22 protein-coding genes are annotated in these 25,206 nt (G+C 60.3%); 11 read left to right on the top strand and 11 right to left on the bottom strand.

Annotated features, from left to right (window positions below; all coding sequences use genetic code 11):
* Positions 1-12: 12 nt before the first annotated feature.
* The 3 genes from PQR32_RS04810 to PQR32_RS04800 all read left to right on the top strand — a co-directional run bounded on the left by PQR32_RS04810 (position 13) and on the right by PQR32_RS04800 (position 4,103).
* Complete coding sequence (locus PQR32_RS04810; protein ID WP_408222771.1) at positions 13-1,491, top strand: aldehyde dehydrogenase; 1,479 nt, start codon at positions 13-15, stop codon at positions 1,489-1,491.
* Positions 1,492-1,581: 90 nt separating this feature from the next.
* On the top strand, positions 1,582-3,657 hold the full coding sequence (locus PQR32_RS04805; protein ID WP_408222769.1) for an FUSC family protein: 2,076 nt from the start codon (positions 1,582-1,584) through the stop codon (positions 3,655-3,657).
* A complete protein-coding gene (locus tag PQR32_RS04800) occupies positions 3,648-4,103 on the top strand; it encodes an MEKHLA domain-containing protein (RefSeq protein ID WP_408222767.1) in 456 nt (151 codons plus the stop codon). Before PQR32_RS04805 ends, PQR32_RS04800 begins: the two co-directional genes overlap by 10 nt.
* An 82-nt stretch (positions 4,104-4,185) precedes the next feature.
* Here PQR32_RS04800 and PQR32_RS04795 read toward each other — a convergent pair whose 3' ends face one another.
* Together PQR32_RS04795 and PQR32_RS04790 are read right to left on the bottom strand one after the other, a co-directional pair.
* Entirely contained in the window at positions 4,186-4,989 is an 804-nt protein-coding gene (locus PQR32_RS04795) for an enoyl-CoA hydratase/isomerase family protein (protein WP_408222765.1), read from the bottom strand.
* Between the two features lie 11 nt (positions 4,990-5,000).
* Positions 5,001-5,768, bottom strand: a complete 768-nt coding sequence (locus tag PQR32_RS04790) for an SDR family NAD(P)-dependent oxidoreductase (protein ID WP_408223059.1) — start codon at positions 5,766-5,768, stop codon at positions 5,001-5,003.
* A 351-nt stretch (positions 5,769-6,119) separates the two neighbouring features.
* On the opposite strand from PQR32_RS04790, the gene PQR32_RS04785 reads away from it, so the two are divergent.
* Both PQR32_RS04785 and PQR32_RS04780 read left to right on the top strand, forming a co-directional pair.
* The gene (locus tag PQR32_RS04785) at positions 6,120-8,195 is read left to right on the top strand and encodes a CaiB/BaiF CoA-transferase family protein (protein WP_408222763.1); all 2,076 of its coding nucleotides are present in this window, start codon (positions 6,120-6,122) and stop codon (positions 8,193-8,195) included.
* A 2-nt stretch (positions 8,196-8,197) separates the two neighbouring features.
* Positions 8,198-8,623: an ester cyclase gene (locus tag PQR32_RS04780; protein ID WP_408222761.1), complete on the top strand. Its 426-nt coding sequence runs from the start codon at positions 8,198-8,200 to the stop codon at positions 8,621-8,623.
* Between the two features lie 212 nt (positions 8,624-8,835).
* Here PQR32_RS04780 and PQR32_RS04775 read toward each other — a convergent pair whose 3' ends face one another.
* Positions 8,836-8,979 (bottom strand): hypothetical protein, encoded by a 144-nt coding sequence (locus tag PQR32_RS04775; RefSeq protein WP_408222759.1) that lies wholly within the window; start codon positions 8,977-8,979, stop codon positions 8,836-8,838.
* On the opposite strand from PQR32_RS04775, the gene gcvA reads away from it, so the two are divergent.
* Positions 8,978-9,877, top strand: coding sequence for a transcriptional regulator GcvA (gcvA, locus tag PQR32_RS04770; protein WP_408222758.1), 900 nt, complete (start codon positions 8,978-8,980; stop codon positions 9,875-9,877). The genes PQR32_RS04775 and gcvA overlap by 2 nt on opposite strands.
* A 73-nt stretch (positions 9,878-9,950) precedes the next feature.
* Here the strand turns inward: gcvA and PQR32_RS04765 are convergent, their stop codons facing one another.
* From PQR32_RS04765 to PQR32_RS04755, 3 genes are all read right to left on the bottom strand, one after another.
* Positions 9,951-11,123: a thiolase family protein gene (locus tag PQR32_RS04765; protein WP_408222756.1), complete on the bottom strand. Its 1,173-nt coding sequence runs from the start codon at positions 11,121-11,123 to the stop codon at positions 9,951-9,953.
* A 69-nt stretch (positions 11,124-11,192) separates the two neighbouring features.
* Entirely contained in the window at positions 11,193-12,497 is a 1,305-nt protein-coding gene (locus PQR32_RS04760; RefSeq protein ID WP_408222754.1) for an MFS transporter, read from the bottom strand.
* Between the two features lie 612 nt (positions 12,498-13,109).
* Positions 13,110-14,057: a LysR family transcriptional regulator gene (locus PQR32_RS04755; protein ID WP_408222752.1), complete on the bottom strand. Its 948-nt coding sequence runs from the start codon at positions 14,055-14,057 to the stop codon at positions 13,110-13,112.
* Between the two features lie 119 nt (positions 14,058-14,176).
* Here PQR32_RS04755 and PQR32_RS04750 point away from each other — a divergent pair, with 119 nt between their 5' ends.
* Positions 14,177-14,902 carry an SDR family oxidoreductase gene (locus tag PQR32_RS04750; RefSeq protein ID WP_408222750.1) on the top strand — a complete coding sequence of 242 codons (726 nt, stop codon included), beginning with the start codon at positions 14,177-14,179 and terminating at the stop codon, positions 14,900-14,902.
* 55 nt (positions 14,903-14,957) lie between these two features.
* On the opposite strand, the gene PQR32_RS04745 is transcribed toward PQR32_RS04750, so the two are convergent.
* The 5 genes from PQR32_RS04745 to PQR32_RS04725 all read right to left on the bottom strand — a co-directional run bounded on the left by PQR32_RS04745 (position 14,958) and on the right by PQR32_RS04725 (position 20,385).
* Complete coding sequence (locus PQR32_RS04745; protein ID WP_408222748.1) at positions 14,958-16,385, bottom strand: purine-cytosine permease family protein; 1,428 nt, start codon at positions 16,383-16,385, stop codon at positions 14,958-14,960.
* A gap of 296 nt (positions 16,386-16,681) precedes the next feature.
* On the bottom strand, positions 16,682-17,845 hold the full coding sequence (argE, locus tag PQR32_RS04740) for an acetylornithine deacetylase (RefSeq protein ID WP_408222746.1): 1,164 nt from the start codon (positions 17,843-17,845) through the stop codon (positions 16,682-16,684).
* Positions 17,838-18,515 carry a DUF1028 domain-containing protein gene (locus PQR32_RS04735; RefSeq protein WP_408222744.1) on the bottom strand — a complete coding sequence of 226 codons (678 nt, stop codon included), beginning with the start codon at positions 18,513-18,515 and terminating at the stop codon, positions 17,838-17,840. The genes argE and PQR32_RS04735 overlap by 8 nt, the downstream gene beginning before the upstream one ends.
* A 10-nt stretch (positions 18,516-18,525) precedes the next feature.
* Positions 18,526-18,963, bottom strand: coding sequence for a RidA family protein (locus tag PQR32_RS04730; protein WP_408222742.1), 438 nt, complete (start codon positions 18,961-18,963; stop codon positions 18,526-18,528).
* A 54-nt stretch (positions 18,964-19,017) separates the two neighbouring features.
* Positions 19,018-20,385, bottom strand: coding sequence for a flavin-containing monooxygenase (locus PQR32_RS04725; RefSeq protein WP_408222740.1), 1,368 nt, complete (start codon positions 20,383-20,385; stop codon positions 19,018-19,020).
* 265 nt (positions 20,386-20,650) lie between these two features.
* Between PQR32_RS04725 and PQR32_RS04720 the strand changes: the two genes are divergently transcribed.
* The 4 genes from PQR32_RS04720 to PQR32_RS04705 all read left to right on the top strand — a co-directional run bounded on the left by PQR32_RS04720 (position 20,651) and on the right by PQR32_RS04705 (position 25,194).
* A complete protein-coding gene (locus PQR32_RS04720) occupies positions 20,651-21,577 on the top strand; it encodes a LysR family transcriptional regulator (RefSeq protein ID WP_408222738.1) in 927 nt (308 codons plus the stop codon).
* A gap of 182 nt (positions 21,578-21,759) precedes the next feature.
* Positions 21,760-22,923: an SRPBCC family protein gene (locus PQR32_RS04715; RefSeq protein ID WP_408222736.1), complete on the top strand. Its 1,164-nt coding sequence runs from the start codon at positions 21,760-21,762 to the stop codon at positions 22,921-22,923.
* Positions 22,924-22,955: 32 nt separating this feature from the next.
* Positions 22,956-24,137 carry an ABC transporter ATP-binding protein gene (locus PQR32_RS04710; RefSeq protein ID WP_408222734.1) on the top strand — a complete coding sequence of 394 codons (1,182 nt, stop codon included), beginning with the start codon at positions 22,956-22,958 and terminating at the stop codon, positions 24,135-24,137.
* A 1-nt stretch (position 24,138) separates the two neighbouring features.
* Entirely contained in the window at positions 24,139-25,194 is a 1,056-nt protein-coding gene (locus PQR32_RS04705) for an ABC transporter substrate-binding protein (RefSeq protein ID WP_408211390.1), read from the top strand.
* Positions 25,195-25,206: the final 12 nt, after the last annotated feature.

Below are 25,206 nucleotides of genomic sequence, written 5' to 3'. Positions count from 1 at the left end.
AGGAGTAACGTGATGGAACAGTTCAAGATGCGCATCGGCAGCGAGTGGCGCGGTGCGAGCGATGGTCGGACGTTCGAAAGCCTCAACCCCTACAACGGGGAGATCTGGGCCGAGGTGCCGCGCGGCACCGCCGAAGATGTCGACGCCGCGGTGCGGGCCGCTCATGCAGCGTTCAAGCGCGGCCCCTGGGCGACGATGACAGCGAGCCAGCGCGGCATGGTCCTGCACAAGATCGGCGATGCGATCGCCGCGCATGCGGAGGAGCTGGCCGACATGGAAGTGAAGGATAACGGCAAGCTGAAAGCCGAAATGCTCAAGCAGATGGAGTATCTGCCGCAATGGTTCTACTACTACGGCGGCCTCGCCGACAAGGTTCAGGGCGACGTCACACCGTTCGACAAACCCGGCATTTTCCACTACAGCACGTTCGAGCCGCTCGGCGTAGTGGCAACGATCGCGCCGTGGAATTCGCCGCTGCTGCTCGCGGTATGGAAAATAGCGCCGGCGCTTGCAGCAGGCAACACGGTCGTCATCAAGCCATCCGAGTTCTCGTCGGCATCGTCCATTCTGTTCGCGAAACTGTGTGAAGAGGCCGGTGTGCCGGACGGCGTCGTCAATATCGTGACCGGCTTCGGAAAAGAAGTGGGTGAGCCGCTGGTCGCTCATCCATTGGTCGCACGCGTCGCCTTCACCGGCAGTGAGGGCGGTGGCCGCCATGTGTATGAAAACGCGGCACGTTCCTTCAAGCGCGTTTCATTGGAACTGGGCGGCAAGTCGGCCAATATCGTCTTCGAGGATGCGAACCTCGACGATGCCGTGAAGGGCGCCGTAACCGGCATCTTCTCGGCAACGGGCCAGAGCTGCATGGCCGGATCACGCCTGCTCGTGCATTCGAGCATCCATGACGAGTTCGTCGAGCGGCTGGTGAAGTTCATGCAGGACGTGCGACTGGGCGATCCGATGTCGCCGGAGACGAACATGGGCCCTGTCTCGACCCAGCCGCAACTCGAAAAGACGCTGTATTACATCGACGTGGCGAAGCAGGAAGGCGCACGCCTCGTTCTGGGTGGCGGACGTTCCACGCGGCCGGGCACCGAGAACGGCCTCTTTGTCGAGCCGACCATTTTCGTCGATGTTCGCAACGACATGCGCATCGCTCAGGAAGAGGTATTCGGACCGGTCGTAGCGGTCATCAAGTTCGACACGGAAGAGGAAGCGATCGCGATTGCCAACGACAGCAACTATGGTCTGGCGGCCGGCGTCTGGACGCGTGACCTGCGCCGCGCCATGACGGTGCCGAAGCAGCTCGAAGCCGGCAGCGTGTGGGTCAATGCGTATCGCCTCGTCAGCTATCTCGCACCGTTTGGCGGCGTGAAAGCGTCGGGAATCGGCCGCGAGAATGGCATTCGTGCGATTTACGAATACCTCGAAGCCAAGAGTGTCTTCATCAATCCCACGCCGGGTGTCGAAAACCCGTTCGTGCTGAGCTGAGCACGCTGAGCAGCCAGGACGGTCGCCGACGTAATCGCACGCCGACGATCGTCCCTATGCAAGGACACCGACTGAAGGGCTGGCAAGGCAATGCGTTCGAAATGGATACCCTCTTATAGCCTCGTGATGTTCGCAGGCCGTGCGGCACTGGCCGCGACGCTCGCGCTACTCTGTTCGCTGCTCCTTGGCCTGCACGAGCCGCATTGGGCCGCATGGACCGCGGTTTCCGTAGGGCTTCCAGCACGCGGGGACGGTCTGCTGAAATCGCTCAACCGGGCGATCGGAACGGCAATTGGCGCGCCAACCGGCGTTCTGCTAGCTTTCGCGGCGCACGGCAACGAGCCGCTGCTCATCGGGTTTCTGGCGGCATGGCTCGCTGTGTCTGTGTATGCAGGTCTCTCGTTGCGTCATTACCGCGCCTACGCGGCGGTACTGGCCGGCTACAGCGCCGTCATCATTGCCATGTCGCTCACGGGCGAAACCGGCCAACTGTTCGAGGTGGGACGAGATCGTTGCGCCGGTATTTTCATCGGCATCGCCAGCGCCTTGCTCGTGCTTCTCTTGTCGCGCGACGTACAAAGCGGGCATGCAAGCCGACGTATTCGTCGCGCGATTGCGACGGCATGCACCTGGGCCGCAGACCGGCTCGTCGGCTTGCCGCGCGCCTGGGCCGCTGACGGCAGCGGCCCGCAACGGCTGCGGAACCAGTTGAGCGATATCCTGACGCTTGACGGCGCCGTTCACAGTGCAGTCGCCGAGTCGCCGTCGCTATGGGCTCGTGCTGGCCGTTTGCACAAAGTCGTGCCAGCATTGCTCGATCTGCTCCTGGTGTCGAGAAGCGTCGAGCGGAACTTCGAAGAGGCTGCCGCCAGAAATAACCCGATAAGCGAAGAGGTCGATGTCGCCGTCACCACGGCATCCGTCTTGCTCAGGTCCATTGCTGGCGCACTGCACGACGATCCGGCACGCGACATCGAAAAGCTGCCGGACTTTCGGCGTCAGATGCAGGCATTGCGTGACATGCTCGTATCCATTCAGGCACGAAATGCGATTGAACGCCGGCGCATCGATCTCGTATCGGCACTCCTCGACGCAACGGAAATCGCACTGAGAACCTCTGCCGCCTTAACAGGGGAACGAGGCGGCGTCGATACAGAAAGCTATCCAGCCCCGCTCTACGCACTTGATCACAGCTACGCGATCGCTGCGGCGTTGCGCGCCGGGTTCGCGTTAATGTTAGCCGGAGCTATCTGGATTGCCACCGGTTGGCAAGGCGGACCGCTGTTCGTTGCGTTCACGGCGATCGCAATCGCCCTCTTCGCCATCCGTCCCGACCCGCGCGATACGGGCCGTCATTTTCTCGCGTCGGGCGCGGTCGGGGCCGGCGCAGCGTTCCTGTTCTACGTGATGGTCTCGCCGCATCTTCCTCACGCGATGGGCGTTTCGCTCGCAGAGGGCGGCATTGTGTTTCTTGGGATTATTGTCGCGTCCGTGCTTTCGAACACGTTCTGGGCGTCGGGTTTTTGCCTGGTGTTCCTCGTCGTGTCGGATCCAGAGTCCATCGCTCATACGACCACGGTCGCCATAAGCGCGCATGCGCTGGGTGTGCTGGCCGGCTCCGCACTGGCCGCGCTAGCCTTCCATCTTGTCCCGTCGCGCAGGCTTGAACAACACTGGCGCAAACAGCGCCTCAAACGGATAGCTGAAGCGATCAGGGCCTTGATCGCTTCGCCCGTCGCGCAGCAAACGGTCGAAATGCGCCATGCGTGGCAATGCCGCAGTATCGATACGCTGGTGCGACTCGCGTTGCCCGCCGCCTCCGTCAAGGAGGTGGACGAATGCATGGCGTGGATAGAGATTGGAGTTGAACTTCTCAAACTGAAGGAAGCTTCGCGCGTCGAGCTGCTTCCGTTGAACGCCAGAAAGTCGATCGGCGACTTGCTGACGGACCTCCAGAGTCTCGAACTACAATCGTGGCATGCGCGGTTGATCGTAGTCGAGGCCGAACTTCGCGACGAGAAACTTCCCGGCAATCAGCACCTACTGGGGACTCGCGCGGTGGCTCTTGAACTTGCCTCACTTATACAGCGCATTGCGGTGGCGGAGGGTTGCGCCAACGGCGCGGAGTATCAACTGAAATCCAGGAGCAATACTGTATGGCAATGAATACCGATACCGGCTTCTTCCAGCTTATCGCCGGGTCTTATGAGCGACTCCTTGGGAAACCGCTTGTTCCCAACGGACTAAGCCTCGCTCAGGGCGTTGAATGGCTTTATGCCGAGGCCCCGTTTGGCATTCTGGCGCACAACACCGCTGCTGATCCCGTGTTCGTCTACGGCAACAAGCGCGCGCAGTTCCTCTTCGAATACGACTGGGATGAGCTTACCTCGCTGCATTCGCGACTGTCGGCTGAAGCACCGGAGCGCAGCGAACGCCAGGCGTTCCTCGATCAGGTAGGACGCGACGGATTCGTTACCGGATATCGCGGCATTCGGGTGGCAAAATCCGGCAGGCGTTTCTGGATTGAACGAGCCACCGTGTGGCAACTCTTCGACGAAGACGGGACATATCGAGGTCAGGCAGCGATGATCCCTGAGACGACCGATATCTGACGCATCGTTCAAATTCTTGAGGCCAGTTGTGACGCCCATGCGTCTGCGCTGGCCTCGGGCACTGCTTGCAACCGCGCTGGTTTTATCGACCCTTGAACTGCGGCTTGCGCTTTTCCGCGAAAGCCTGGCGCCCTTCGATGCGATCTTCCGATTCCCGCATTGCGCCCCACGCCAACTCCGTGAATTCAAGAGCCTGTGTCAGTGGCACATTGCTGCTGGTTTCGGCGACCTTCTTGATCATCTGGACGGCCAGCGGCCCGTTACCCGCGATGATCCTTGCCAGCTCCAAGGCTTTATTCATCAGGGATTCGGGCTCAACCACGTCCGACACCAGCCCAACACGTTCTGCGTATCCTGCGTCGACCTTGCCACCTGTCAGCAGCATTTTCATTGCGACGGCGGAGGGAACCGCTTTCTGAAGCGCCTGAATGCCGCAGACGGCTGGAATGCTGCCCACGACAGCTTCAGGCAGGCCGAGCACAGCGTTAGTGGCGGCAATGCGCAGGTCGCACTGAAGGGCCAGCTCAAGGCCTCCGCCCAGACAATAGCCGTTGATGGCGGCAATCATCGGCTTGAAGATTCGAAGTGAACTGAGTTCGATCAGACGGACGTAGACACCTTCAGCAGCGGCGCGATCGATGGATTTCACGAACGACGAACTGAAGCTGGTCGAAGGCGGCAGCGTGTTTTTCAAGTCCGCACCCACGCAGAACGACTTGCGCCCGGCGCCAGTCAGCACAATGACGCGAACCTCCTCGTCATCCCGAGCCTCAGCCAGAACGGCGCGGAGTTCCTTCAGGCTCTCCAGATCGAGTGCGTTCAGCGCTTCCGGACGATCCAAGGTAACCGTTGCGATTTGATCCGAAACTGAGTAATGGATGGTCATTGCCTTGCTCCTCAAACGCTCGGCGAGGACAGCGATCGCCCACCGCAGACATATAGCGTCTGTCCCGTGATATAGGACGACTCCCTTTGCGCGAAAAACAGAACCGCCTGGGCGATATCGTCGGGTGTTCCAATGCGCTGGACCGGAACCGATTTCTTCAGACGTCCCTGCAGTTCAACGTCAAATTTGCGAAACAGTGGCGTGTCCACGATTCCCGGAGCAACGGCATTCACCGTAATGCCAGCACTCGCCCATTCAAGCGCCAGACTTCGCGTGAGGCTTACTACGCCACCCTTGGCCGCCGAGTAGTTCGATTGCCCCACGCCACCCAGCCATGCCCGCGATGAGATATTGACGATGCGACCATAATTGGCCGGAACCATATGTTTCAAAGCCGCCCGGCAACACAGAAACTGCGATTTCAAATTGACGTTGATGACCGAGTCCCACTCATCGTCGCTCATCCTGGTGATGCGTTTGTCTTTCACGATGCCGGCGTTGTTCACCAGAACATCCAGCCGGCCCAGTCGTTCGGCGACCGCATCCACTGCCTGGTTCACGGATTCGCTGCTCGTTACGTCCACTGGCATGCCCAGGACGTCGGCCCCAGCGCGTGAAAGGGTAGTCGTGGCTTCCTCGAGGCTGTCGCGGTCCAGGTCAAACAGGACGATCCGTCGACCTTTCCGCGCCAAAGCCGACGCAATACCGAAGCCAATGCCTTTGGCACCGCCGGTGATAATTGCGACTTCGGCGTCGCGACCAGTTTCAGATGAGTTCATGATGTTTACGCACGCGAAGAGATGAAGGAACACGGCCGCCATGAATGCCGGCGAGCGCTCGGGCCACCCCCGTTGAAGCGTGGACCGATTGAGATAGATGCTATTGCCCCGCTGTTTGGTGGGCAATTCACTTTTTCGTCGAGTTCGATTGACTTTCACTGTAGCTAGTCCACGCGCGTTGCCATCACTCTTCATTCAGTTCATCAAAAGTCAATTCAAACGGCAGGAAATGTCGGTTGTACCGCCCAGTTGGTTGCCATATCGTTGAATCAGGGTGCGGCGTGTGTTGCTACCACGCGATCAATCCTGTCATCGGTCAATGGATAGACACCGGACGTTTAGGAGACTGGAATGCTGGACAGAATGCGAATTCTCGCGTGGGGCTCACGCAGTGCAGTTGAATTGAGCGCGAGTCTGCTTGGACACGCGGGTGCGCAAGTGCATGTTGCAGACCCTGACTCGTTACCCTCGTTCTTAGGGTACGACGTGGTGATCGTCTCGTCTGATACAGCCGGTTTTGAAGCGTGGGCGGAGATATCGAGTTTGAAGGCGTCTGGCAAGCTCATCGTCTGCGACATATCCGCTATGGGCCCGCAGAGTGCGAGATTGGGAGGCCGCTGGACGGATGGCCAGATTCAGGCAATCACGGGCCTGATGGACACGACGGGCTTTGGAAGCGGAGAACCGGTGAACATCGGTATCCCGTTCACCGAGATCTCCGCAGCGTTATACGCTGCGGCGGCCATAGCGGCAGCATCGCGAGTCCTTCGTACGCAAGGATTTGCACAGAACATCGACGTTTCCCTATTCGCCTGCGCAAGCAGCGCACTGACCACCTTTCTGCCGAAAGCGTTCGCCCGCAGCAGCGTTGAACGTGTCGGGAACCGGCACCCGGCGTGCGCCCCGTGGAACGCATATCGGACACTCGATGGTTGGGTTCTGATTTGTACCAGTACCGAAGACCAGTGGCGAAAACTGAAGATCGCGATCAATCAACCGGCACTCGACGACAATCGCTTCGCGACCTTGAATGAAAGGGTCCGCAACGTAGATTCACTTGATCCGTTTATCGAGGCCTGGTCTTCCGGGTTGACTACCGATCAGTGCTGCGCCCTGTGCGAGGAAATCGGCGTGGCAGCGGGGCCCATCGTACCCATATCGTCGCTCCATGAAGAACCGAATTTCAAGCTGCGGCATCCAGTGGCCGCCACACAGATTTTGGCAGGTGAAATCGGGAAGCACACGTATACAGCAGTTACGCCGTTCCGGACATTCCCTCTGATGAACGACGGCGAGTTTCACGGTAATGCAGCCGGAACTCCGCGACGGTTGACTGCGAAATCCGCTGGTTACGCCGCAGGATTCGAGGCGCGACAAGGCCCGAGTCCAACCGGAGCGTTGGCGGGCGTCCGGGTGATCGAGATTGGGCAATACACCACCGCACCTCTCGTCGGAAAACATCTTGCGGCGCTCGGTGCCGAAGTGATCAAGGTTGAGCCGCCGGAGGGGGAAGTTGCGAGAAACTGGTCTCCAGGACAAGACGGGCTGAGCTATTTCTTTGCCCTCAACAACACTGACAAGAAGAGCATTTCGCTGGATCTGAAGCAGGCATCTCACCTGCGTTACCTCGAAGCGTTGCTCGCCACGAGTGATGTTCTCGTCGAAAACCTTCGTCCGGGAGCCCTAGCCAAACTTGGCCTGGACCGTCCCTCTTTGAAAGAGATTAATCCGGCGCTGATCTACTGCTCGATCTCGGGATTTGGAATCGAGTCCGCCTATCCGACGCGACCTGCGTTTGATACGGTCATCCAGGCAATGAGTGGTCTCATGGATCTCACGTGCGATGGTGAGGGCTCTCCCGTAAAAGCAGGCGCATCGGCAGCCGACATTCTCGGCGGCCAGGCAGCCTTGTTTGCGATAGTCGCCGAACTCGTCGAACCGTCCGAAGAAAGCGGGAGGTTCATCGAGATATCCATGCAGGACGTGGCGGCATGGAGCTGTCTCTTTGCTGCCGGCAATCCTGTTTCGAAAGGCATGACGATTGCCTGTTCGGACGGATACGTCTCGGCCGAGGCAAAGAATTCCGCGGAAATTGAAGTGGTTCGTAGCCAGACATCAGGCGCTCAATGTGAAGCGATGACTCGTGACCTCCTGATAGCAAAGCTTGAGTCACTGGACATTGCATCCGTGCCTGTAGTTCGTATGGACGAGATCATGGACGACGCGGATTTTCTGGCCGATATATTGAGTGTCGGTCGGGACAATGATGGGGCATTCTGGCCGCTCATAAAAATGCCCTATAGGCTGTCCCGCACGCCAGCAAAAGTTCGTACAGTTCCTGGACGCCCTGAACCCGTGATGGTGCAGTCCACTGAAAAGCATGAATCGACAAACGAAATTTCTATCACCAATACGCAGGAGAGTTGAAAGTGGCAAAGCGAGATTCAGTTCAGATCGCCGAGAAATTCTGGCGTGAAGTATGGCAGTTGCGGAATCCGAACGCTGCGGACCATCTGGTTTCAGAAGACTTCACCGTGACGTCCGGCGGTGTGGATATCAGATCGCGCGAAGCGTTCAAAAAGTGGGTGGCGGCATTCCTGTCGAGCATTGACGACTTCGAATTCAATGTCATCGAGACATTCCAGAACGAGACGGGCGACCGAGTGGTGACTCGCTGGCGTGTCACGGGAAAAAACAAGGGCTTTATGGGTTCTGAATCATGCGGGTCGCCGATTGACATGACAGGGACGGCAGTCTTGCATGTTGGTGACGACGGCCTGCTGAGACACAACTGGGTGGAGCGCAGCGCGTTGGAAGTGTTTCGGAGCCTGGCCGCGAAAAAGTCGATCGCTTGAGGTTGGATCCGCGTCGAACTGTCGACGTTCTGGGGTCCTCGGATTCAGCGACCTGATCAAGGTGAAGCAGCCGCTTCGTTCACTCCTGGCGCCGCGCCGGCGAATGAAGTTCACAACTGGTGGCCCCCCACAAATCCCCGCGACCCAGTCGGAATTCGCGCTGCCTATCACAGCTTTTTTCTGCGCTCACGCAGCGAAGTCCGACGCGCTTCTCACACCTCCTTCCATACGTCCGCCTCCTGCGTCACGTAGGCGTTTTTCGCCGCGATAGCGGCCAGCGTGTCGATGCCACGCGGCCGTCGCAACGGAGATTTCGACGAATCGACCCACGTGGGTACGTGGTAACATTTCGTCATGCGAACGCTTCCGTCTCTCAACGCTCTGCGAGCTTTCGAAGCTGCGGGTCGACTCCTCAGCGTCCAACTGGCCGCCGAGGAATTGCATGTCACGCCCGCCGCCGTAAGCCGCCACATCAAGCTGCTCGAGGATCAACTCGAGGTGACGTTGTTTGACCGGGGACATCGGTCGATAACGCTAACGCCGATGGGCGAGCGCTATCTCGTGGACATCGCTCGCGCCTTCGAGTCGATGCGCACCGCGACCGTCAATCTGACCGAGAGTCGACGCAGGCGGCACCTCAAAATCCGCGCCTACACGACATTTTCGAGGAATTGGCTCATCCCTCGCCTTTCGTCATTTCATCTTCAACACCCGGATATTGAAGTGATTCTGACAACGTCGCTTCACGCGGTCGACTTCAATACCGACGATGTGGACGCCGCGATTCGGCTGTCCCACGCGCCGTCATCCGACATTGGCTTTGATCGGCTCGTGCCGAACGAGCTTGTCCCTGTATGCAGCCCGGAATTCCTGCACGCTCATCCGGACCTGACGGACGCGACGCCGGAGTCTCTGCGCACAGTACCTTTGCTTCATTCGCTTGCTCGCCGGGAAGATTGGGCAAAGTGGCTCGATGCTGCGGGCGTAAAAGGCGTCAATCCGCTCGGTGGTCTGAGTTATGAGAGTTCGATCCTCGCGTACTTCGCGGCCACGCAAGGGCATGGCGTCGCAATAGCGCAGCGTGTTCTGATAACAGAAGATCTGGATTCCGGTCGTCTCGTGATGCCGTTCTCTTTTGTTCTCGATGAAGGCGCGTTCACGTACTATCTTGTCTATCCCAAGAGCCGCATCTCGTCGCCCGAATTTACGGCTTTCCGCGAATGGCTTCTCTCGGTGGGTGGCGGGCAGACCTGATCCGCGCGCCACTCTGACTGCCCGCACTGCCGTCCTATCGGCGACATGGCGTGCGGTGCAGCCCGTCTCGGTTTCAAGTCGAGAGGATGGTTACGAGAGCGACGGCCGAATCACCCGCCAGTTGACCACCATTGTTCTCGGCGAGTGCCACTTTGGCACCCGGACGCTGGCGAGCGCCCGCCGTTCCCCGAAGTTGCTGGGTCAATTCAACAATTTGCGCGACCCCTGTCGCCCCGACCGGATGACCACGGGAAAGAAGGCCGCCGCTCGGGTTGACTGAGATGCGGCCGCCGACGTCGGTGTCACCCGAACGGATGAGTTTGGCAGAATCGCCCGGAGGACAGAGGCCCAGATTTTCGTAATGGATCAGTTCGGCCGGCGCCGATGCGTCGTGAAGTTCGACCACGTGAACATCGGACGGGCCAATTCCCGCTTCTTCGTATGCTGCTCTCGCCGCTCGCACTGCAACGAGATCACCTGACCCATCGGCTTTCGCGGATACGATCGAACTTGCGCGAATGTAGACAGGGCGAATATCGTGCTTCTTCGCGTAATCTTCCGAACAAATGAAGAGCGCGGCTGCTCCGTCGCCAATCGAGGAGCACATGAACAGCGTGAGCGGATTGCTGACCATCCGACTCTCCAGGACTTCCTCGATTGTCGTTTCCTTGCGGAATTGCGCGACCGGGTTAAGGGAACCGGCGCGACGGCTCTTCACCACGACCCGCGCGAAGTCGCTCGCCTCTGCACCGGTCCTTTCCATCCATTTGCGAGCCTTGGCGGCATAAAGATCCATGAAGAGCGAGCCCGTACCGGCTGTCACGCCTTCGGGCAGCGGTTCCTCGAGATCGACGGCCTTCGCGAATGCACCGAACGAGACGGCCTTGTCTTCGTGAGTGAGTTTCTCCGTACCGACCACCAGCGCCGTTTCGGATTGTCCGGAAGCGACTGAGAGCCACGCCAGATTGAGGGCTGAGCTGCCAGAGGCACAGGCATTCTCGACGTTATACATCGGCTTGCCGTCGAGCCCGGTATTGCGAAGCGAAGATTGCGCGCGAATCATCTCCTGACCGGTAACAACGCCTGCTGCCGCGTTGCCGAAAAAAATCCGGTCTACGTCGTTGACCGTAACGCGAGCGTCTTTGAGCGCGAGGCCGACTGCTTCCTCGGACAGTGACTTCAGATTCCGCTCGATAAATTTACCAAAGTGCGTCATACCAATACCGCCAATAACGACCTTACGCATTTCTCTCTCCATCAATTCCAAGAATGTTCCACGAGGCACTCACTCAGAGGCACCCGCATTGCCCATGCATCAATCCAGCACCCTTCCTTTCGTTTCGGGCATCACTGCGTAGACGCAGAATCCGCCTGCGCAAACGACCGCGATGTAGACCCATATGTAATCCGAGAAACCCGCATTCGACATGGCTGTCACGATGTACGGAAGCGTTCCGCCAAAAAGCGTCGCTGAAATCGCGTAAGGCAGGGCGACGCCGGTCGCGCGGATCTCCGCCGGAAACTGCTCGGCCATCACCGCTGCGCAGGTGGCGGTAAAGCCCGACGAGAGCAACATGCCGATCGTCACAATGACCGTGTCCGTCAAGAAGTCATTCGCGAGGTAATGAAGACTCGGCCACGCGAACACTGCGGAACCGCCAGCAAACACGAGCAGAACAGGCCTGCGGCCAATTCGGTCAGAGAGCTTTCCAAAAAAGGGAATTGCGAAGAGCGAGACCACGATTGAAATGACGCTGGCGCTGAAGCCGTCGCGCAGCGGCAGACCAGTTCGCATGTGGGCAAACGTTGGAAACAGCACGAGCCAAAGATAAACAGACAGGTTCCCTGCCATGGCGATACCAATCACGCGCAACGCGGCCCGACGATGCTCGCCCAGCAGGACGAAAAACGGATGACGTCGATTTTGTTGGCTGACAGCTGTTTTCTTGAAGGCTTCGGTTTCTGAAACGGATAGACGCACCCACAGAGCCACGAATCCCATCAGACCGGCAATCGCGAACGCAAGTCGCCAGCCCCAACTTGCCATGCTTTGTTCGCTGATACAGGATGTCAGGATGTAGCCAATCAGCGCCGCGACAAGGACGCCAGCGTTCACCGCAAAGTGTTGCCAGGAGCCGGTAAATCCACGTCGTGAGGGAGCGGAGGACTCTATGAGAAAGGTGGACGCGGAGCCGAATTCCCCGCCGGCTGCAAATCCCTGCACCAGCCGTGCGACAACGAGAATAATCGGCGCCACCATTCCGATCGTCGCGTAACCCGGACAGACTGCGATCACCAGGGAACTCCCGGCCATCAATGCAACTGAGAGAGCAAGACCATTCTTTCGTCCGTGACGATCTGCATAAGCGCCCAGAACAGCACCACCGATTGGCCGCATGACAAATCCGACTGCAAATACCGCGAAGGCAGAGAGCAGCGAGATCTTTTCGTTGTGGGCTGGAAAGAAATGCCGTGAAAACAGCGAGGCGAATGTTGCATAGATGATCCAGTCGGCAAACTCGACGATAGTGCCCAGAGTCGCGGCAGCAATCGCTTTTTTCTGTTCACGCGTGAACGGGATCGGGGCTTCCACGATAGCGTCGGACAAGGCGGTATTCATATCTGTCTCCATCAATCCTTATTGGCAAAGCCCATTGCTAGTCGCGGTGGCATGCAAGCGCTTGCCACACTCTCCACGCCTGCGTGCGTGGAGAGTGTGTTCAGCAGCTCAAGCCATCATTGCCGGAGTTCTTGCCGGTGCCGCCCTGTCGACTTAGCTTATGTAGGCATCGTAGGTTTGCCTGCGATTTCGACGCAAACTACTTTTTTTGCTGGTTGGATTGATTTTTTCTGGTGCAGCGAGGGCCGCAGAAATCGAGCGGCACCATGTCGGACAAGGCGCTCGGTAACGGACATTCTGGCCTGTCGCACCGATTTGATGCGTCGTTGGCATGGGAGCGTCGACGCTCCGATGGACAGACTTTGAGGGTCGCCGAAGATGGGCCGGTAGTCGCTGGGAGCAAGACGGCGCGATTCGTCGCAAGCGAGGTCGGTCTGTTGGAGTCGACTGACATCGATCCTGGCATTGACCGCCTTTAAAGCGTTAGAAAGTCGGCGCCCAATGCAGAACTCGACTAGCTGGCACATTGATACAGCACGCTGCTCTGCTCGCAGCCCGCCGCCATCACGAACGCTCGCGTTGTTTCTATTACCGAATCGCGCGTCGTCTTCATCAAGGATGGGTCGATCTTCTTTCGCTTACATCAAACGCGTCCATAAACTCTGCTGCCAACCACGCGAGTCCCGGATCCTGATCCCTCGAAGCAGCCCACATCAGCGCGACTTCGTAGCCCGGCACATCGAATGGCAATGGACTCATCGCCAGGTCCAATGTGTCGCGCCAGACGCGGCCAATGAAATCGGGCACCGTGGCGATCGCCGGCGTGTGCCGCACGATAAACGGGCTAGTCGCGAAATTCGAGCTGGAGAACACCACGTCGCGCTTGAGACCTTGCATGGCTAGTTGCTCGTCTATAAAGCCCTGCAGGCCAGCGCTGAACGAGGTGAGTACGTGCCGGTGCCGCAGGAACTCATCCATTGACAGGCGCTTGCGGCGCGTCTTGACGATGCGCGGATTGTAGACGCTCACGAAGCGCCACTGAAACAGCGGCCGGCGCCGCTGCCACTGCACGCATTCCGGGAACACGCCGACCGCCAGTTCGATCGCGCCCTCGTCGAGCATCGCCGCCGCGCGCGTCGAGTCTGTAGCGCGGGCGATCAGTTTCACGCCGGGCGCCTTGGTGGCGAGGCGGCCCATGATCTCCGGCATCAGCAGGACCTCGAGCGAATCGCTCAAGCCAATGCGAAACACGCGCTGAGCCTGTGCCGGATCGAACGCCGGCGGTTGCGTGAGCGCCTGGTGCAGTGATTGGAGGAAGGGCTCGACCTGCCGCGCCAGTTCGAGCGCGCGGGGCGTCGGCGTAATGCCGTGCGGAGTACGCACGAACAATTCGTCGCCGAACGCCTCCCGAAGCCGCTTAAGCGCCCCACTCATCGCCGGCTGGCCAAGGAAGAGTCGCTGCGCGGCACGCGTGACGCTGCGTTCCTCCAACAGCGCGCGAAAGGCCAGCAGCAAGTTCAGGTCGAACCGCCTGAAATCATTCTCAATGATGTCGGTCATCGCCACAAACGATTTGAATGATATGAGCCTGACACGCATTCTATCCCCAAGGAGGTGCGCTGCAAGCCAATGTGACGGCACATCGGCAGGTGCCTCCCTTCATCGACAGGAGCAGCGACATGGATTGGCAGAATCAGAAAGTCGTCGTGTTGGGCGGTTCGTCCGGTATTGGACTAGCGACGGTGTCGCGGCTGAAGGAAGCCGGTGCACACGTCGTGGCAGTCGGCCGCGACCAGGCCAAACTGGATAAGGCGCTCGCCGGCCTCGAAGGACGTGGGAGCGTCGCCGGCAAAGCACTCGATTGCGCCGACCGCGCTGCGCTCGACCGTTTCTTCGGCGGCCTGGGTGGCATCGATCATCTGGTGCTGACGCTCTCCGGCGGCGACGGCGCCGGACTGTTCAAGGACCTCGATTTGACTTCCTTGCGCCGTGGCTTCGAGGCCAAGTTCTGGCCGCAGCTCGAAGCGGCACAAGCGGGTCTCGCGGCCCTGCGCCGCGACGGCAGTTTGACGTTCGTGACCGCGATTTCCGCGCGCATTGCCAATCCCGGCACCGCGGGATTGGGCGCGATCAACGGCGCGCTCGAAAGCATGATCGGGACGCTCGCGCGCGAACTGGCGCCGCTGCGCGTCAATGCAGTTTCGCCCGGCGTGGTCGATACCGCCTGGTGGGACAGATTTCCCGGCGGCGTCAAAGAGGACCTTTTCCGTCAGCAGACCGAAACCCTGCCGGTGCAACGTGTCGGTCATGCGCAAGACATCGCGCATGCGCTTCAGTTTCTGATGGAGAACACCTTCATGACGGGCGCGGTAATCGAGTGCGACGGCGGCTTGCGGCTGCTATGACGGTGCCTCCATCGATCGCCCGAATTGCCGCTCCGATGCGGAGGCACCCCAGCGCTCATGACTGTCTCGCCGGGCCACGTGTGACACTGGCGCCCACTTGTCTGCGCCGATAGTGGGTGTCCCGCGACGCGAGCCAGTAATACAGCGGCGACGTCAGAAGCAGCCCGATAACCCACGAGAGATCCGCGCCGTCGAGATACTGCGGTACGGGCCCCGCATACATTGGCGTGTTCATGAACGGAATCTGCACGACGATGCCGATGCCATAGGCAATCAGCGCCTGTGGATTGAAGCGGCCGTAGATGCCGCCGTCCACCTGGAAGATCGACTGGATGTCGTATTTGCCCTTGTGGATCACATAGAAGTCGATCAGATTGATCGCGGTCCACGGCACCAGCACGACCAGCAGCGCGAGCACGAGATCAACCAGATTGCCGACGAAATTCGTCGACGCGCCGATCGCTCCATAGCAGCATGCGACGAGAATCGCGATCGACAGCACGGCCCGCGCTTTTGCCGTGGGAATCCAGCGATAGGCGAAGGTCTGCAGCGACGTGATGGCCGCGAGCACCGCGCCGTACAGGTTCAGCGCGTTATGGCTGATCACGCTCAGCAGGAAGAGGACGAGCATCGGCAGCCCGAGCGGTCCGGTGGCCTGTTTGACGGCGTCCATCGCGTCGGTGCCGGGCGGCACCGCGAGCACGGCTACCGCGCCGAAGACGAACGCGAGCGTCGAGCCGATCGTGCAGCCAAGATACGTCGCCCAGAAGGTCGATGCGACGCGCACGTTCTCCGGCAGATAGCGCGAATAGTCGGAAACGTAGGGGGCGAAAGCGATTTGCCAGAGCGCCGACAGCGAAACGGTCGCGAGCCAGCCGGCGATGTTGAATCCGCCACGCGTCAGAAAATCGTCCGTGGCGATATGCGTGAGGATATAGCCGAATCCGATGAAAATGCCGATCCCGAGCACCCAGGTTCCGATGCGGTTCAGGATATGGATGATCCGGTACCCGATGATCCCGATCAGCCCTGATCCCAACGCGCCGATCACAATACCGACAGGAACCGGGACGCCGTTTTCGATGCCATGAAGAGACTTTCCGGCGAGCACGATATTGGACGCGAAGAAGCCCACGTACATCACGCCTGCGATCACGGTAACCAGCAGCGCGCCCCATGAACCGAACTGCGCGCGGCTCTGAATCATCTGCGGGATGCCCATTTGCGGGCCCTGTGCCGAATGCAGCGCCATCAGCACGCCGCCGACGGCCTGACCGACGACGATTGCCACGATGCCCCACAGCAAGTTCAAGTGGAAGATCTGCACGCCGAGCGCGCCCGTGACGATGGGCAATGGCGCGATGTTGCCGCCGAACCATAGCGTGAAAAGATCGCGCACCTTGCCATGGCGATCCTCGGGCGGCACATAGCCGATGGTGTGTTTCTCGATCAACGCCGAGGCATTGCGTTCCGAAGTATTCAAGTTCGTCTCCTGTGTCGACGGGAGTTAGCGCTTTAGCGCTTACTCCCGTCCCATGCTTTGCGGTCGACGGGAGTTAGCGCTTTAGCGCTTACTCCCGTCCCATGCTTTGCGGTCGACGGGAGTTAGCGCTTTAGCGCCTACTCCTGTCCCATGCTTTGCGGTCGACGGGAGTTAGCGCTTTAGCGCCTACTCCCGTCCCATGCGTAGTTAGGCGTGTTCGGTCTACTGAATCGCCATGCCTGGCATTCGAAAGTATTTGAGTTGAGTGGTCTTGCGGATCGTCTCGCTTATACGTCTCAGGACGTAGCCGAAACATAGTCCGCCAGGCGAGCCAGCATCGCATCGCAATTGCGCAATTGCTCGACGGTGACGAATTCGTCCGGCTTATGCCCTTGGTCCATGCTGCCGGGTCCGCAGACCACTGTTGGAATGCCTGCCTGATCGAAAAGGCCGCCCTCGGTGCCGAATGCGACCGTGCCGAACTCAACGGAGCCGCTGAGCAGCGCCAAAACACGCGCCGCTTCGCTGTCGGGAGATGTGGCCAATCCCGGATAGGTGGAGAGCGGCTGAAAGCGGATGTCGGTGTCGGACTTCACGGCGCGCATCTTCGGCAATAGCTCGGCCTCGGCGTAGGTCTGCAACTCGTCGGCTACCTGGTTTGCGTCGAAGCCAGGCAGCGCGCGCACTTCGAAGTCGAATTCGCATTCGGCCGGCACGATGTTTAGCGCACGGCCGCCTTTGATCACGCCCGTCTGCACGGTCGAGAACGGCGGATCGAATCGCTCGTCGTGATGCTCGGGCTGTGCCAGTTGCTCGCCGATCTCTTCCAGACGGCCGATCATCCGCGCCGCGTATTGAATGGCGTTGACTCCATATGGCGCATAAGCCGAATGGCAAGGCGCGCCTTTCACCTGACAGCGCATCGCCAGCTTGCCCTTGTGGCCCAGCACTGGCTTAAGCTCGGTCGGCTCGCCGATCAGGCACAGGGCCGGCTTGTGCGCACGCCGCTCCAATTCCGCCAGCATCGGCCGCACCCCGAGGCATCCGACTTCCTCGTCGTACGAAAAAGCGAGGTGCACCGGCAGCTTCAACTCTCGCTCGAGAAATCCGGGCACCGCCGCCAGCACCGAAGCAATGAAACCCTTCATATCGGCCGTGCCGCGGCCATACAGCCGGCCGTCGCGCTCGGTGAGACGGAATGGATCGACGGTCCACGCCTGGCCATCGACGGGCACCACGTCGGTATGGCCGGACAGCACGATGCCGCCGCGCTCGCGCGGACCGATGGTCGCGAACAGATTCGCCTTGGTGCGCTCGGCGTTGTAGAACAGCTCGCTCTCGACATCGAGTTCCTGCAGGTAAAGCCGAATGAACTCGATCATGGCCAGATTGGAGTCCCGGCTGACCGTGGCGAAGCCGATCAGCCGTTCGAGCAGCGCACGGCTGGATCTGTCATTCATTGCCGGGCACTCCGTAGCTGGGCGCGGCGGTCGGATTCAACGCCCGGGTCAAGTAGTCCTGCATCTGCGGCCGATACGCCTGCCACAGACCGTCGAGCTGGCCGATGGGGTCGTCATCCGCCCAATCGACCCGCAAATCGACGATCGGCCAACTCACGTCGCCCACGATCTTGAGCGCCGCCGAATGCACGGGCCCCGCTTCTCCGCCGGCAGCTATCGCAGCATGCATGGCCGCGAGCAGGCGATCGGCCAGCGTGCCGGATGCCTGCTCGAACGCCGGAAGCATGGCCTCGATCACTTCGACACCAGCGAGCATGTTGCCTGCGGCTACGCACTGCTTGCCGGCGACAGCGTGATACGTGCCGAGCGCTTCCTTGCCGCTGAAGAACGCCGTTCGACCCTGGCCATCGATCACCGTCACCTGGCGGTACTCGCTCCACTCGCTCGCGCCGAGCACGCGGTCCAATGCTGCGGCGGGATCGAGTTGCCTGTTCTCCAGAAGATCGAGAATCTGCGGCCCTAGCGCGGGCAGCGTGACGTTTTGCGACGCCACCGCGCCCACGCCTGCGCGCACCCATGGGCATCGAGCGCCCACTGCGATGCTGGACGAACTGATCGCGATTCCAAGCTGCCCGGATTCCGGACAACGTCCGACGATAGAGAATGTCATGTCCCGCTCCTTAGGCTTTCAGCGGCGTCCATCCATCTGGAATGACCGCGATAACGTCGATCTCCATCAACCACTGCGGCTGACCCAGCGCGACCACCACCAAGCCCGTCGAAATAGGAAACACGCCCTTCAACCACTTTCCGACTTCCTGATAGACCGGCTCGCGGTAGCGGATGTCGGTCAGGAACGTCGTCGTCTTGACGATGTGCGACAGGTCGCTGCCCGCTTCTTCCAGTAACTGCTTGACGTTCTTCATCGCTTGCTCGGCCTGGGCGCGCGGATCGCCGATGCCGACCATGCGGCCTGCGAAATCCGTGCCCACCTGACCGCGCACATAGACCGTGTTGCCGGCGCGCACGGCCTGACAAAGATCGTTGTCGAGCGTCTGGTTCGGATACGTATCCTTCGTATTGAACATACGGATACGGGTATGCGTGGGTTGGCTCATCAATGCACCTTAATGTTAGGAAGAAATGGATCGCGGATTAGAGAGGCGTACGCATCAATTCACGCCCATCTCGCTGACTTTGTGGACGCGTGAATGGGGGGATGTGTTTTCAACGCCCTGAACGCTTTCAACGCTTTCGTCGCCGTGGCTCTGTGCCTGGCGTTGCGCATCATCGTAATAAGCCAGGTATTTACGCTGCGTGACGATGTGATCGGCGATGTGCTTCGCGTCGTGCCACACGCCCCAGATGAATGCGGAGCCACGGCGCGATAGCCAGGGCAGACCGAGGAAATAGATGCCTGGCTCCTTCGATACGCCGCGCTGATGTTTCGGCTTACCCTTTTCATCGAAGGCGTTGACGTTCAACCAGCTGAAATCGACGGCATACCCGGTCGCCCAGACAATCGACGTCACGCCCGCCTTCGCCAGATCGAGATCGTGCAACGGGTGCGTCACGCATTCCGGATCCGCGGGAATGACGCGGGCTTCGGACTCTTCGGGAAGATCGAGACCATTGCGCTCGGCGTAGGCGTCGGCCGCGTCCAGCAGCGACAGATAGTTCTCGTCGCCGCGCGCGATGTTCGCCGCGAGATCCGCTTCGAAGGTCACCACGCCGTCATCGAACGATTTCGTCAGACCCACGAGCGTGATGCCCTGATTCGCGAGACGCCGGAAGTCCACCGTATGGCCGCCACGCGAACCGCTCACCGCAATCGTGACGTGCTCCCTGCCGGGCTTCATGACCTCGGCATCCCATTCGCCCAGCACGCCGAGCCACCAGCAGAAGTCGCGACCGCGATAGGCGCGCGGCGGACGATCGTGCGCTCCGACCGACAGGTAGACACGTTTGCCCGCACGTTGCAACTCGTCCGCGATTTGCACGCCCGACGATCCCGCGCCCACCACCAGCACGCCCCCTTCGGGCAATTGAGCGGGATTGCGATAGTCGGCGGAGTGAATCTGCGTAAGACCCGAATCTTGCGGCGCGATTGGCGGAATGACGGGGCGCTGGAACGGCCCGGTTGCGACCACCACGCGATTGGCCTCGATCGTGCCCTCCGATGTTTCGATGGTGAAGCCCTGCCGCCCCGCATTGCGCACGACCTTCTTCACTTCCACGCCGGTGCGGATCGGCGCTTCAAACTTATTCGCATACGCGACGAAATAGTCCGCGACTTGCTCCTTCGAAGCGAAAGCGTCGGGGTCGAAGTCCGCGAACTCGAGATTGGGGAAACGATCGTGCCACGCGGGGCCATTGGCAACCAGCGAATCCCAGCGTCCCGTGCGCCAGCGCTCGGCGATACGGGCGCGTTCCAGCACGAGATGCGGCACGCCAAGCTTGCTCAGATGTTCGCTCATGGCGACGCCGGCCTGACCGGCGCCGACTACGAGCGTGTCGATTGACGTTGTATCCACTGTCATGGCTGTGTCCTTCTGAAAAGGCGGAATGTTTCGATTCGATCGCGGCGTCGCGGCCTTTAAGCGCTCGCGATCGTTGCGGACCCGGTAGCGTTTTCCGACAGCGCGTCGCCGTCTGGTCCGTTTGTCTCTCGTGAAAATCTACGCCCCCCTTCAGAATTTGAAAAATATATTTAAAAAATGCATCGCATCGGATTTGCCTATGCAAGGCTTTTTGACCGCTTCACAATGCCGCGCATTACAGACCTGAAAACACGGAGCGTCGTCGATGGAGAGTCAACCGTTGCGCTACTCGCTGCGCCAGTTGCGCTATTTCGTGGTCACCGCGGAAGTACTGTCTTTCACCGCCGCCGCGAAACGCCTGCACATTTCACAGCCATCGATCTCGACAGCGCTCGCGGATCTCGAAGTGTCGTTTGGCGTGCAACTCTTCATCCGGCATCACGCGAGCGGTCTCTCACTCACGCAAGCCGGTCGCGATCTGCTCGGGCAAGCGCGCAATCTTCTGAAGTTCGCGGAGGAATTGCAGACCACCGCGAAGGAAATGGACGGCGGAATGACCGGCGCCATCACGCTCGGCTGCCTGGTCTCACTCGCGCCGCCGCTCATGCCGCGGCTGATTAGCCGATTCATCGACGAGCACGCGGGCATCTCGTTCCGCACGGTCGAGGCGCATCAGGATGGTCTCTTGCGCGGCCTGCATGACGGCTCGCTCGACATTGCCCTCACCTACAGCCTCGACTTGACTGAAGAAATCGCCTTCACGCCGCTGCTCTCGCTACCCCCTTATGCGATCCTGCCGAGGACGCATCGTCTGGCACGCGCGCGCAAGATATCGCTCGCCGACCTCCTGCCCGAGCCGTATGTGATGCTTGACCTGCCGCACAGCCGCGAGTATTTCGCCGCACTCTTCGATGCGGTGGGCAGTCGTCCCGTGCCCGCGTTCCGTTCGTCGCAGCCGGAGGTCGTGCGCGGCATGGTGGCCAACGGTCTCGGCTATAGCCTCCTGAACTTTCCGCTCAAATCGAATCGCACCGTGGATGGCGAAGAGTTCGTCATTAAGCGTTTCAAAGACAACGTCAACGCAACGATGCTCGGCATCGCGCAATCGCGCACAATGAAGCCGCGCCAGGTGGTGCATCGCTTCGCGTCGTTCTGCGAGACCTATATCCAGAGGCTGCATTTCGACGCATGATGGGGAATGCGTGATTGTCTGCTTCAAGCCCGCGCACGGTGCATAGGCAAAAGCTTTGCTTTGTATCTGAAAACAATATTTTGGCTTGCAATTTGGCTTGATAGATTGGTGTCCATGTTGAGCGCTACGCCGTAAAGCCTCGCGTTGACGCGCTCTCACCGTGACGAATCAAGGGGGACACCATGGCCAACCCGGCGAGGACGATCGCAGTGCAAGCACTTGTCGACGAACTGCAGACGGGTTGCGAACGGCCATTCGGCGATGCGCATGCGATGCCACCCGGTGTCTATACGTCGCCCGAATTCCTCACGCTGGAAGAGCGCGCTATCTTCGAGCGTGAATGGCAATGCGTCGGCCGCGCCAGTACGCTCAAAGTGTCCGGCGATTACATGACGGCGCGGATTGGAGCGCAACCGATCGTCGTATTGCGCGACGAACAGATGCAGCTCAGGGCGATGTCGAACGTGTGCCTGCATCGCATGTCGGTGCTGCTCGAAGGACGCGGCAACGTGCGTCGCATCGTCTGCCCCTATCACGCGTGGAACTATTCGCTGGATGGCGCGCTGCAAGGCGCGCCGCTCATGGATCGGCAAGAGGGCTTCTGCAAGGAAAGCTACAAGCTGCCCGCCGTGCGCTGCGAAGAATGGCAAGGCTGGATCTACGTGACACTCGACGAAAGCGCGCCGCCCGTTCACGCGCAGCTCGCCGAACTGAGCGAGCTCGTCGGCGCATACGGCATGTCGGACTACATCGAAACTTTCTATGAAGAGCACGTGTGGGACACGAACTGGAAGATCCTCGCGGAAAACTTCATGGAAAGCTACCACCTGCCCATGCTGCATCGCGCGACAGTAGGACCGCATTCACGGCTCGAGGAAATGGAATGCCCGCCCGGCTATCCAGCCTTCAACTATCACTGGATCACGAAGGAAGCGTCCTTGCCCATCGGCAACGCGCATCCGGACAACACGCGCCTCACGGGACATTGGCGCAAGACCACGGCGCTGCTCGCGATCTACCCGACGCATCTCGTCACGCTTACGCCGGGTTACTTCTGGTATCTCGTGCTGCAGCCTCAAGGCGTGGAGCGCGTGCATATCCGCTTCGGTGGCGGGCTTGCGCCGGAGTTCATCGCCGATCCCGAGGCCAACGCGCATATGACGACGTTGAAGAAGCTGCTCGACGAAGTCAACGCGGAAGACAAACGCGGCGTGGAAGCCGTCTTTCGCGGCGTGCACGCGCCGCTCGCGAAGCCCGGTCACTTGAGCCCTCTCGAACGCCCCAATTATGACTTCGCGCGCTATGTCGCTAGCAAGATCGCCGCGACGCAGCTCGGCGCGCATTGATTACGACGCACCATCGACAGGACGCGATCACGATGTCAAACCCTTCCTTCATTTCGTTCTCGGGCGTGAGCAAATCGTACGACGGCGCCCAATACGTCGTCGATGACTTGAACCTCGACGTGCGCAAGGGAGAATTCCTGTCGCTGCTGGGTCCGTCCGGTTCGGGCAAGACGACGACGCTCATGATGCTCGCGGGATTCGAATCGCCCACGCGCGGCGAGATACGTCTCGACGGACGGCGGCTCGACGACAAGCCGCCGCATCAGCGCGACATCGGCATGGTGTTTCAGAACTACGCGCTCTTTCCGCATCTGACGGTTGCGGAGAACGTCGCGTTTCCGCTCTCCGTGCGGCGCGTGAGCCGCGCTGAGCAGAAAACGCGCGTGAAGCGTGCGCTCGAGATGATCGAACTGCCGCATCTGGCGAACCGGCGTCCCGCGCAGCTCTCCGGCGGACAGCAGCAGCGCGTGGCGCTCGCGCGCGCGCTCGTGTTCGAGCCGAGCGTCGTGCTGATGGACGAGCCGCTCGGCGCGCTCGACAAGCGCCTGCGCGAAACCATGCAATACGAAATCATGCGCCTGCATCGCGAGTTGTCGCTCACGATCGTCTACGTGACGCACGATCAGGCCGAAGCGCTGACCATGTCGGACCGCGTCGCCGTGTTCTCCGACGGCCGGATTCAGCAAGCCGCCACGCCCAGCGAACTCTACGAGAACGCGCAGAACGCGTTCGTCGCGAACTTCGTCGGCGAGAACAACGGGCTGACCGGGCGCGTCGTCACTGCGGACGAGGACTGGGCGACGCTCGCGCTATCGGATGGCAGCGTCATTCGTGGCCGTTGCGAACCCGGCCTGCGCGTGGGCGACGAAGCAATGCTCGCGCTGCGCCCCGAACGCGCGCATATCCCGAGCGCCGAAGGCGCGCAGGTGGACGAACACAGTAACGTGGTGCGCGCACACGTCCAGGAACTGGTGTATTGCGGCGATCATCATCGCGTGCACCTTGCGCTCGGTTCGCGCGATTCCTTCGTCGTGAAAGTGCCCAATACGCAGCGCCATGCGCTGCCTTCGCCCGGCAGCGCGATCGAGATCGCATGGCGCCACGACGACTGCAAGATTCTCGCGATGAGCGCGCCGCGCAGCGCGCCCGTGATCCCCGCATCCACCCCGCTCTCACCCTCCATCATCACGACCGCACCTGCAGGAGCCAACTAAAATGCGCACTCTCATCAAAACACAAAACGTCGCACTCGCAGTACTCGCCGCAGCCGCTTTTACCACCGTGACCACCCAGGCAGCGGAGACGCTTTCCGTCGTGACCTTCGGCGGGGCATACGAAGCGGCGGCCAAGAAGGCCTATTTCGAACCGTTCACCCAGGCCACCGGCATCGGCTTCTCGACCGAATCGTATGACGGCGGCCTCGCGAAGCTCTCCGCGATGGAGCAGGCGAAGAACACCACGTGGGACCTGATCGACCTCGAAACGAACGATGCAATCACCGCCTGCGACGAAGGCCTGCTGCAGAAGTTCGACAAGAAGACGCTCGGCAAGACGAGCGACTTCATCCCCGGCACGATCAGCGATTGTGCGGTTGCGAGCATGGTCTGGTCCACGGTTTACGCGTACGACACGAGCAAGCTGAAGACCGCTCCGACCACCGTCAACGACTTCTTCGATCTGCAGAAATTCCCCGGTAAGCGCGGCCTGCGCAAGTCGCCGAAGGTCACGATGGAATGGGCGTTGATTGCGGACGGCGTCGATCCGAAAGATGTCTACAAGGTGCTCGCAACGCCCGCCGGCGTGGATCGCGCGTTCAAAAAGCTCGACACGATCAAGCAGAACATCGTGTGGTGGGAGTCAGGTGCCCAGGCGCCGCAGTTGCTCGCGGACGGCGCGGTCGTAATGACGCAGGCCTACAACGGCCGCATTTCCGACGCCGCCAAGAAGGACAACAAGCCATTCAAGACCGTCTGGGACGCGCAAGTTTACGACTTTGACTGGTGGGCCGTTCCGACGGGCGCGAAGCACGCCGACGCCGCCGCGAAATTCATCGTCTCCGCTTCGCAGCCGAAGGCGTATGCGGATTTGTCGAAGTACATCGCCTACGCGCCGCCGCGCAAGGACGCAATCGCGCTTATCGACAAGCAACGCCTCGCCGATCTGCCGACCGCACCCGAGAACTTCAAGCGCGCCTTGCAGATCAACGCGAACTTCTGGGCCGACAACGCGGACCAGATCAACAAGCGCTTCCAGGTGTGGCTGACGCAGTAACACAACCGTCCG

The sequence above is a fragment of the Paraburkholderia dipogonis genome (assembly GCF_046027395.1).
GTDB lineage: Bacteria > Pseudomonadota > Gammaproteobacteria > Burkholderiales > Burkholderiaceae > Paraburkholderia > Paraburkholderia dipogonis_A.
The sequence above is the reverse complement of the archived record's forward strand: the minus strand, read 5'-3'. Positions and strand labels throughout refer to the sequence as shown.

Coding starts and splice junctions, on each gene's coding strand:
- PQR32_RS04710 (WP_408222734.1), top strand. CDS start 22,956: ATGTCAAACCCTTCCTTCATTTCGTTCTCGGGCGTGAGCAAATCGTAC.
- PQR32_RS04765 (WP_408222756.1), bottom strand. CDS start 11,123: ATGCGTAAGGTCGTTATTGGCGGTATTGGTATGACGCACTTTGGTAAA.
- PQR32_RS04720 (WP_408222738.1), top strand. CDS start 20,651: ATGGAGAGTCAACCGTTGCGCTACTCGCTGCGCCAGTTGCGCTATTTC.
- PQR32_RS04795 (WP_408222765.1), bottom strand. CDS start 4,989: ATGACCATCCATTACTCAGTTTCGGATCAAATCGCAACGGTTACCTTG.
- PQR32_RS04810 (WP_408222771.1), top strand. CDS start 13: ATGGAACAGTTCAAGATGCGCATCGGCAGCGAGTGGCGCGGTGCGAGC.
- PQR32_RS04785 (WP_408222763.1), top strand. CDS start 6,120: ATGCTGGACAGAATGCGAATTCTCGCGTGGGGCTCACGCAGTGCAGTT.
- gcvA (WP_408222758.1), top strand. CDS start 8,978: ATGCGAACGCTTCCGTCTCTCAACGCTCTGCGAGCTTTCGAAGCTGCG.
- PQR32_RS04750 (WP_408222750.1), top strand. CDS start 14,177: ATGGATTGGCAGAATCAGAAAGTCGTCGTGTTGGGCGGTTCGTCCGGT.
- PQR32_RS04715 (WP_408222736.1), top strand. CDS start 21,760: ATGGCCAACCCGGCGAGGACGATCGCAGTGCAAGCACTTGTCGACGAA.
- argE (WP_408222746.1), bottom strand. CDS start 17,845: ATGAATGACAGATCCAGCCGTGCGCTGCTCGAACGGCTGATCGGCTTC.
- PQR32_RS04790 (WP_408223059.1), bottom strand. CDS start 5,768: ATGAACTCATCTGAAACTGGTCGCGACGCCGAAGTCGCAATTATCACC.
- PQR32_RS04760 (WP_408222754.1), bottom strand. CDS start 12,497: ATGAATACCGCCTTGTCCGACGCTATCGTGGAAGCCCCGATCCCGTTC.
- PQR32_RS04735 (WP_408222744.1), bottom strand. CDS start 18,515: ATGACATTCTCTATCGTCGGACGTTGTCCGGAATCCGGGCAGCTTGGA.
- PQR32_RS04775 (WP_408222759.1), bottom strand. CDS start 8,979: ATGACGAAATGTTACCACGTACCCACGTGGGTCGATTCGTCGAAATCT.
- PQR32_RS04805 (WP_408222769.1), top strand. CDS start 1,582: ATGCGTTCGAAATGGATACCCTCTTATAGCCTCGTGATGTTCGCAGGC.
- PQR32_RS04755 (WP_408222752.1), bottom strand. CDS start 14,057: ATGACCGACATCATTGAGAATGATTTCAGGCGGTTCGACCTGAACTTG.
- PQR32_RS04800 (WP_408222767.1), top strand. CDS start 3,648: ATGGCAATGAATACCGATACCGGCTTCTTCCAGCTTATCGCCGGGTCT.
- PQR32_RS04705 (WP_408211390.1), top strand. CDS start 24,139: ATGCGCACTCTCATCAAAACACAAAACGTCGCACTCGCAGTACTCGCC.
- PQR32_RS04730 (WP_408222742.1), bottom strand. CDS start 18,963: ATGAGCCAACCCACGCATACCCGTATCCGTATGTTCAATACGAAGGAT.
- PQR32_RS04725 (WP_408222740.1), bottom strand. CDS start 20,385: ATGACAGTGGATACAACGTCAATCGACACGCTCGTAGTCGGCGCCGGT.